Genomic DNA, 9226 nt, shown 5'->3' with positions numbered 1-9226 from the left:
CCACACTGGAGCGTCTTCTGAGCCTGCTGTCGGCCTTTGAGGTCGTGGTATGGATGACGGATGGCTGGCCGCTGTATGAATCACGCCTGAAGGGAAAGCTGCACGTTATCAGCAAGCGTTACACTCAGCGCATTGAGCGACATAATCTGAATCTGAGACAACATCTGGCAAGGCTGGGACGGAAGTCACTGTCGTTCTCAAAATCGGTGGAGCTGCATGACAAGGTCATCGGGCATTATCTGAACATAAAACACTATCAGTAAGTTGGAGTCATTACCAAGCCAACCTTAAGAACTTAAGGTTGGCTTAATTTTGCTTTGCGAGCATATGCGCACTTTGTTCGATGGAAACACCGTGATGTTGAAGCGCCTACTAAAAAGACCCTCTTTGAATTTACTCGCCTGGCTATTGTTGGCCGCTTTTTATATCTCTATCTGCCTGAATATTGCCTTTTTTAAACAGGTGTTGCAGGCGCTGCCGCTGGATTCGCTGCATAACGTACTGGTTTTCTTGTCGATGCCGGTCGTCGCTTTCAGCGTGATTAATATTGTCCTGACACTAAGCTCTTTCTTATGGCTTAATCGACCACTGGCCTGCCTGTTTATTCTGGTTGGCGCGGCTGCACAATATTTCATAATGACTTACGGCATCGTCATCGACCGCTCGATGATTGCCAATATTATTGATACCACTCCGGCAGAAAGTTATGCGCTGATGACACCGCAAATGTTATTAACGCTGGGATTCAGCGGCGTGCTTGCTGCGCTGATTGCCTGCTGGATAAAAATCAAACCTGCCACCTCGCGTCTACGCAGTGTTCTTTTCCGTGGAGCCAATATTCTGGTTTCTGTACTACTGATTTTGCTGGTCGCCGCACTGTTTTATAAAGACTACGCCTCGTTGTTCCGCAATAACAAAGAGCTGGTGAAATCCTTAAGCCCCTCTAACAGCATTGTTGCCAGCTGGTCATGGTACTCCCATCAGCGACTGGCAAATCTACCGCTGGTGCGAATTGGTGAAGACGCCCACCGCAACCCGTTAATGCAGAACGAAAAACGTAAAAATTTGACCATCCTGATTGTCGGCGAAACCTCGCGGGCGGAGAACTTCTCCCTCAACGGCTACCCGCGTGAAACTAACCCGCGGCTGGCGAAAGATAACGTGGTCTATTTCCCTAATACCGCATCTTGCGGCACGGCAACGGCAGTTTCAGTACCGTGCATGTTCTCGGATATGCCGCGTGAGCATTACAAAGAAGAGCTGGCACAGCACCAGGAAGGCGTGCTGGATATCATTCAGCGAGCGGGCATCAACGTGCTGTGGAATGACAACGATGGCGGCTGTAAAGGTGCCTGCGACCGCGTGCCTCACCAGAACGTCACCGCGCTGAATCTGCCTGGTCAGTGCATCAACGGCGAATGCTATGACGAAGTGCTGTTCCACGGGCTGGAAGAGTACATCAATAACCTGCAGGGTGATGGCGTGATTGTCTTACACACCATCGGCAGCCACGGTCCGACCTATTACAACCGCTATCCGCCGCAGTTCAGGAAATTTACCCCAACCTGCGACACCAATGAGATCCAGACCTGTACCAAAGAGCAACTGGTGAACACTTACGACAACACGCTGGTTTACGTCGACTATATTGTTGATAAAGCGATTAATCTGCTGAAAGAACATCAGGATAAATTTACCACCAGCCTGGTTTATCTTTCTGACCACGGTGAATCGTTAGGTGAAAATGGCATCTATCTGCACGGTCTGCCTTATGCCATCGCCCCTGATAGCCAAAAACAGGTGCCGATGCTGCTGTGGCTGTCGGAGGATTATCAAAAACGGTATCAGGTTGACCAGAACTGCCTGCAAAAACAGGCGCAAACGCAACACTATTCACAAGACAATTTATTCTCCACGCTATTGGGATTAACTGGCGTTGAGACGAAGTATTACCAGGCTGCGGATGATATTCTGCAAACTTGCAGGAGAGTGAGTAAATGAAAATTCTGATTGTTGAAGACGATACGCTGTTATTGCAGGGACTGATTCTGGCGGCGCAAACCGAAGGCTACGCGTGCGATGGCGTGACAACCGCGCGGATGGCGGAACAAAGCCTTGAAGCCGGTCATTACAGCCTGGTGGTACTGGATTTAGGGTTACCCGACGAAGATGGACTGCATTTTCTCGCCCGTATCCGGCAGAAAAAATATACCCTGCCGGTACTGATCCTCACCGCTCGCGATACGCTGACCGACAAAATCGCCGGGCTGGATGTCGGTGCCGATGACTATCTGGTGAAGCCTTTTGCGCTGGAAGAGTTACACGCCCGTATCCGCGCCCTGCTACGACGCCATAATAATCAGGGCGAAAGTGAGCTGATTGTTGGCAATCTGACGCTGAATATGGGTCGCCGTCAGGTATGGATGGGCGGTGAAGAGTTGATTCTGACGCCCAAAGAATATGCTCTGCTGTCACGGTTAATGCTCAAAACAGGCAGTCCGGTACATCGGGAAATTCTCTACAACGACATCTATAACTGGGACAATGAACCCTCGACCAACACCCTGGAAGTGCATATCCACAATCTGCGCGACAAAGTGGGCAAAGCCCGTATCCGCACCGTGCGCGGCTTTGGCTATATGCTGGTCGCGAATGAGGAAAACTAATTGAATCTGATGCGTTTTCTGCGCCGACCAATATCGCTGCGCCAACGGCTGATATTGACTATCGGGGCCATTTTGTTGGTGTTTGAGCTGATCAGCGTCTTCTGGCTATGGCATGAAAGTACCGAGCAGATTCAGCTGTTTGAGCAGGCGCTACGCGACAATCGCAACAACGATCGCCACATCATGCGTGAGATCCGCGAGGCGGTCGCCAGCCTGATTGTCCCCGGCGTCTTTATGGTCAGCCTGACGCTATTTATCTGCTATCAGGCGGTACGCCGCATCACCCGCCCGCTGGCGGAGCTGCAAAAAGAGCTGGAAGCGCGCACTGCCGACAACTTAACGCCCATTGCCATTCACAGCGCCACCCTCGAAATCGAAGCGGTGGTTTCGGCGTTGAACGATCTGGTCAGTCGCCTGACCAGCACGCTGGATAACGAAAGGTTGTTTACCGCTGACGTCGCGCACGAACTGCGAACGCCACTGGCGGGGGTGCGTTTGCATCTGGAACTGCTGGCGAAAACGCATCACATTGATGTAGCACCGTTAGTGGCACGGCTTGATCAGATGATGGAGAGCGTCTCCCAGCTGCTGCAACTGGCGCGTGCCGGACAGTCATTTTCTTCCGGTAATTATCAACATGTAAAACTGCTGGAAGATGTCATTCTCCCCTCGTATGACGAACTCAGTACCATGCTCGACCAGCGACAGCAAACCCTGCTATTGCCAGAGAGCGCCGCCGACATCACCGTTCAGGGTGATGCAACCCTGCTGCGGATGTTATTGCGAAACCTGGTAGAAAACGCCCATCGTTACAGCCCGCAAGGCAGCAACATTATGATTAAACTGCAAGAAGATGGCGGAGCGGTCATGGCAGTTGAAGATGAAGGACCAGGTATTGATGAGAGTAAATGCGGGGAGTTGAGTAAAGCGTTTGTACGTATGGACAGCCGTTATGGCGGGATTGGTCTGGGGTTAAGTATTGTCAGCCGCATTACACAGTTGCATCACGGGCAGTTTTTCCTGCAAAACCGGCAAGAGACTTCCGGCACGCGGGCCAGGGTACGGCTGAAGAAAGATCAGAACGTGGCAAACCAGATATAAAGAAAGCTGCTGACCACCAGCACGCTGAACACGGTAGTTAAACTTTCATAAACACGGTTTTTCATTGCACTCTCCTCCGTTAACCTGGAGGAGAGTATGCGCGTCAGAGATTAAGTGAACCTTAAGAGTTCAATTGGCCTGATAAGACAGCGTCACATCAGGCCATCCGTTTCAGCTTATTCATCAATTCGCGGATGTTGCTGCACCAGGCGGGTACGTTTCGCCTGCAAATCGGCAATCTCGTGGTCAATATTATCGATTTTCTGCTCGATATTATCGTAATGCTCGACGAGAATTTCCTTCGCTTCCTGTATATCTGACGCCGCCGGTGTCGCACCTTTCAACGGACGATTTGCCGTCTCTTTCATGGTTACGCCGGTGATTAAACCAATCACCGCCACTACCATCAGGTAATAGGCAGGCATCATCAGATTCTGCGAGCTTTCGACCAGCCAGGCCGCCAGTGTTGGCGTCAGACCGGCAACCAGCACCGAAATATTAAATGCCGCCGCCAGCGCGCTGTAACGGATATGCGTCGGGAACATCGCTGGCAAGGTAGAAGCCATAACGCCCGTAAAGCAGTTAAGGATCACCGCCAGCATCAGTAACCCGGCAAAAATCAGGCCGATGACGTTACTGTTAATCAGAATAAACGCCGGGATCGCCAACACAAACAGGGCAACACTACCAAGTAGCACAAACGGACGACGGCCAAAACGGTCACTCAGCAAGCCCATCACCGGCTGGACAAACAGCATACCGATCATAATGGCGATAATAATCAGCACCCCGTGGTCTTCGGAGTAATGCAGGTTATGCGACAAATAACTCGGCATATAGGTCAGCAACATGTAGTAAGTCACGTTGGTGGCAATTACCAGACCAATACATGTCAACAGGCTGCGCCAGTATTTAGTGGCAATCTCTTTAAACGAGACTTTCGGGCCATCCTGCAAACCTTCGCGGTCGCCCTGTTCCAGTTTATCAACATGCTGCTGGAACGCCGGAGTTTCTTCCAGCGCATGGCGCAGGTAAAGCCCGATAATCCCTAACGGCAGAGCAATAAAGAACGGAATACGCCAGCCCCAGTCGAGGAAGTTCGCTTCGCCGACAATGGTCGAAATTAACACCACCACGCCCGCACCCAGCACAAACCCGGCAATAGAACCGAAGTCCAGCCAGCTGCCCATAAAGCCACGTTTACGGTCAGGGGAGTATTCCGCAACAAATATCGACGCCCCGGTATATTCACCGCCGACCGAGAAACCTTGTGCCATCTTACAGATCAACAGCAGAATCGGTGCCCAAATACCAATCGTGTCGTAGGACGGTATTAAGCCAATACAGAACGTACTGATCGACATAATCACAATAGTGATAGCGAGGATCTTCTGGCGACCATATTTATCGCCCAACATACCAAAGAAGAGTCCGCCAAGCGGTCGAATCAGAAAGGGAACGGAGAAAGTGGCAAGTGCAGCAACCATCTGCACGCTGGGGTCAGCCCCCGGGAAAAAAACTTTACCTAATGCGTAAGCAACAAAACCATAAACACCAAAATCGAACCATTCCATTGCATTACCCAGTGATGCTGCGGTAATGGCTTTACGCAGTTTACTGTCATTAATAATGGTGACATCACGAAGGGTAATCGGTTTTACTTTTTTCCTTTTCAGCATAGCTTTCCTCGCAGAGTTGGCCCATTTCCGCAAACGCCAGAAAAATCAGCGCGACGGCCGCAAAAGGGGAGCGGGAATTGCAGGATGCAATCTCTGTAACAAGCGTAGCGGGTTTGCTTACACCCTCCGGTTAAGGAATGTACAATCAAACCAGTTGACGCCTGAATTGGGCAGTTAATGACCTTTTTACCCTACCAGTGTTTAAATTTGTGATCAACTTCACACATGGATTTCGTTTAGGACATCATTGATGTAACTGATTATTTACGCCAAATTTACAGAGAAGATTTCCTCGACCATTGCCCCCACCAAACGCTGCGCTGAACAGAGTCGTGGCATCCCCAGCGCGACAGTTTGCCAACGTTGGGTCACTGACCAGCAAACGGGTTGTTTATCTGCCGTGGTCCACTTTCCCAGCCAACTTAAAAAATCAGCATGATCCCCGCCCGTCGGAACGGTCGAAGAGGCAAACCACTGATGGTAATAGTGACGCGTGGTCGGGGCCGCATTGATACTCTCTGCCAGATGTTGTGTCGCTTTCACGCGCAAATCACCCAGCAGCAACGCCACCGCTTGCGGGCTTCCCAGACGACAGGCATCGCCAAATGCCCCCCAACGCAACTCTTCGAGAACGATAAAACAGCGCCCAGGCAACGACCAGGCGTTATACGCCCCAGCACGCCAGCGGGTAAAAATTTGCTCGCTCTGATCACCTGCCTGCACCAGTAGGCCTCGTTGCGTTAACGCCTTTTCCTTCCAGCGACAACGGGCTGAAAACCACTCATACAAGGCGGCAATTTGCTGGGGGAGCTCCGGGAAAGCAGAGTGCTGGCGGTGATCCATTTTTTGCAGCAGCGCCAGATGCTGCGCGATCTGCGTCAGCGCCAGATGACCGGGATCCAGCATCGACGCCAGTTTTTCCACCATTGTCAGTCGCAGGCTAAGCGGCGCATTTAACATGCCGCCGTTCGTCCATGTCTGAAGCTGCACACGCGAAAGAAGTTCCTGCATCAGTCGTTCACGAAACTGCTGCTGATGGGCTTGTGGAAGGCGGGCATCATCGCCCTGCGCCAGATCCACTAAAAAGCGGGGATAAACCGACTCCAGCACGCGACCGGGGCCGTCCAGTAACGTCTTGGTCAATATCGTTCTGCCGTGAAAAGTGTTTGAATATCATCGCGTAACAGCTGGGCGTCGGTGTAAATCCAGCCGTGAGTCATCACAGTCTGCTGCAATTGCTGCTGCATCAGCCTGACCACCGATTCATTTTGTTGACGCAGAGCCAGGCTTTCGCGTAAACGCGTCTGTAATTTCGTCAAACATGAAGCGAACTCAGCGAAAAAAGTATTCATGCCTGCCGTAACAGATTCATCGACCTGCTCTGCCAGAACTTTAGCCATTTGTTGGCAATAAAGATCGACTTCTGCGCTTAATGCTCGTTGCAACACACTGTAATCAACCGTTTCTGTCGGGGATTTCTCATTTCCCCGTCCCCAGTCGGGCTGATTCAACCAGCGCGAAAAAGTCTCACGCACAACGCCTAAACGCGTGCTCTGCTCGTCCGTTGCCTCCTGGCGCGAAATGACTTCACTGAACAGCTGGCGAGTGTTGACGTGGGGAACTACTCCGTGAAAAACAGGAAAATGAAACCCAGGACGAAACCCTGACTCGCTCAATTCCATTTTGACTTGTTGCTCAATGGGCCGAATAACATCGGTTAACACCCGGCAAAAGGTGGATTCAAGCTCGGCAAAACGCAGCGTAAAGTCGCGACTGATGGTGTTCTGCGCCGTCTGTAACAGTGTCTCACAGCAGGTACGAATCTCGCTTAACGGCTGCGAATCATCCTGAAACAAGGCGGCTAACTGCGCATTCAGCGCATCTTGCTGTTGACGCAGAAAGTGGTTGGCGGAGGTCAGGGCCAGCTCGATTTCATGTTTAATCTCGCCGCTCACCTGCGCCTGATTGAGTTGCAATAGCTGCAAACTTTCTTCGACCTGATGGATATTTTGCCGCAATTGTTCACAAGCGACGTTTAACCCGTGCGCACGAAAATCCAGGTATTCCCGCGCCTGCTGCGCGTAATTCAACAGTTTATGCGCAGCAGATCGCAGAGCATACAATGAGGCGTTAGCGTAAGCGGCATGAAGCAACGCCTGAATTGGCTGGGCGAACAGCGAATCTTCCCACAACTGATCGGCAGCATGACGAATATGTTCGAGGTCCGCCAGATCGGCATGACGCCAGCGCCTGCCGAGCGCGGCATGGGCAAAATCTTCCACCCAGCGTTGTTGCTCTGGCGCTGGTAACTTACCGTTGTTGGCTAACTCATAGCGCGCCCGATTCGCCAGGTAGCCCCACATCGACGACACCGGAAATATCTGCTGTGGCGTAATACAGCCTTTCATCAGCGTCCCGGAAATCAGTGCCCGCACCTGGTCGGCGTCGTCACTGTTACGATCCTGTTGATCGAACTTATTGACCAGCACATACAGCGGCACCGATTGCCCCACCGCCAAAATCGCCTCACGGACCTCTTCATCAGAGATCGATTTCAGTTGCGTATAATCCAGCACCGCCAGTACCGCCGAGGCGCGTGCCAGCTGCTGGTTAAGCATTTTTTGCAGATGCGGTTGCCCGGCTTCATTTGGCCCGGGGGTATCCAGTAACGTCAACTGACCGGGATAACTTTCCAGCCCCGCCAGATGGACAAACTCCACTTCAATCACGGGAATATGCTCAATGGCGGCGTAAGCAGAAAAAGGAAAATCGACGTCCAGCGCCTTCGCCAGTCGCACTAAATCATTCAAACTTTTCAGACAATGAAAAATAGGCTGGGCACCCAGATAATATTTTTCGAAAGCGACGCCATTTTCGATCCGCTGCATAAGCGCACGCATATCTTTATCTATTTCCAGCACATCGGTCAGATGCTTAATATCGCAATCACGCAGGCGCTGTTGTAATTGTTGAATTAAACAATCGATTGGCGCGACATGTGAAAAATGCAGTACCGGTTCCTTTTGCCCGGGCGTATGGCGAATAAGCGTCGGCAGCGCAGTCATTGGGCGATTACGATTAGGCAGAACCTCCGTACCAACAATGGCATTAATGGTGGTTGATTTCCCTGCTTTCATAGTACCGACAATCGCCAGCACCATTTCCAGTCGGGAAATTTTACGCAACTCATTATTCAGCATCGCGTAACGTTCGGCGATATTAGGCTGACTCCAGGGTAAAGCCAGTTGTGCCGCATCGTCTCCGGGTACAGAGAGAGGCATTTTTTCCAGTAACTGCAACTGTTGGCGAGAAAGCTGTAACAGGCGTTCAGCCTCCTGACTTAACTCATACAGGGTCTGTGTGTACATAGAAAATTCTTCCTTAAAGCAAATTTTGTTACTTTTATTTAGCCAGATTGTTTTTGAGTTCTGTTTTCGGCTTTTATAATTACTGCAAGAAATAATTGGTAATGACTCCAACTTACTGATAGTGTTTTATGTTCAGATAATGCCCGATGACCTTGTCATGCAGCTCCACCGATTTTGAGAACGACAGTGACTTCCGTCCCAGCCTTGCCAGATGTTGTCTCAGATTCAGATTATGTCGCTCAATGCGCTGAGTGTAACGCTTGCTGATAACGTGCAGCTTTCCCTTCAGGCGTGATTCATACAGCGGCCAGCCATCCGTCATCCATACCACGACCTCAAAGGCCGACAGCAGGCTCAGAAGACGCTCCAGTGTGGCCAGAGTGCGTTCACCGAAGACGTGCGCCACAACCGT

General features: G+C 51.2%; 8 protein-coding genes and 1 pseudogene. 4 read left to right on the top strand and 5 right to left on the bottom strand.

Annotated features, from left to right (window positions below):
- From BGK49_RS04560 to pmrB, 4 genes are all read left to right on the top strand, one after another.
- On the top strand, positions 1–263 hold a 263-nt coding region (locus BGK49_RS04560; protein WP_000317683.1), incomplete at its 5' end, for an IS1 family transposase.
- 94 nt (positions 264–357) lie between these two features.
- A complete protein-coding gene (eptA, locus tag BGK49_RS04555; RefSeq protein WP_024259688.1) occupies positions 358–2001 on the top strand; it encodes a phosphoethanolamine transferase EptA in 1644 nt (547 codons plus the stop codon).
- Positions 1998–2666, top strand: coding sequence for a two-component system response regulator BasR (basR, locus tag BGK49_RS04550; RefSeq protein WP_046891667.1), 669 nt, complete (start codon positions 1998–2000; stop codon positions 2664–2666). Before eptA ends, basR begins: the two co-directional genes overlap by 4 nt.
- Complete coding sequence (gene pmrB, locus BGK49_RS04545) at positions 2667–3767, top strand: two-component system sensor histidine kinase PmrB (protein WP_001052136.1); 1101 nt, start codon at positions 2667–2669, stop codon at positions 3765–3767.
- On the opposite strand, the gene pmrR is transcribed toward pmrB, so the two are convergent.
- From pmrR to BGK49_RS04520, 5 genes and pseudogenes are all read right to left on the bottom strand, one after another.
- Positions 3743–3832, bottom strand: coding sequence for an LpxT activity modulator PmrR (gene pmrR / locus BGK49_RS04540; protein WP_000797656.1), 90 nt, complete (start codon positions 3830–3832; stop codon positions 3743–3745). The two genes, pmrB and pmrR, sit on opposite strands and share 25 nt — an antisense overlap.
- A gap of 111 nt (positions 3833–3943) precedes the next feature.
- A complete protein-coding gene (proP, locus tag BGK49_RS04535) occupies positions 3944–5446 on the bottom strand; it encodes a glycine betaine/L-proline transporter ProP (RefSeq protein ID WP_000919721.1) in 1503 nt (500 codons plus the stop codon).
- Positions 5447–5710: 264 nt separating this feature from the next.
- Positions 5711–6589, bottom strand: coding sequence for a YjcZ-like family protein (locus BGK49_RS04530; RefSeq protein WP_000169196.1), 879 nt, complete (start codon positions 6587–6589; stop codon positions 5711–5713).
- On the bottom strand, positions 6586–8814 hold the full coding sequence (gene crfC / locus BGK49_RS04525; RefSeq protein ID WP_000288547.1) for a clamp-binding protein CrfC: 2229 nt from the start codon (positions 8812–8814) through the stop codon (positions 6586–6588). Before crfC ends, BGK49_RS04530 begins: the two co-directional genes overlap by 4 nt.
- Before the next feature lie 112 nt (positions 8815–8926).
- Positions 8927–9226 (bottom strand): annotated as a pseudogene (locus BGK49_RS04520) (IS1-like element IS1X2 family transposase); the annotation flags it as partial.

Source organism: Shigella sp. FC1544 (assembly GCF_001722145.1).
GTDB lineage: Bacteria > Pseudomonadota > Gammaproteobacteria > Enterobacterales > Enterobacteriaceae > Escherichia > Escherichia coli.
Note: the sequence above shows the minus strand (reverse complement) of the source record. Positions and strands in the feature narration are given on the sequence as shown.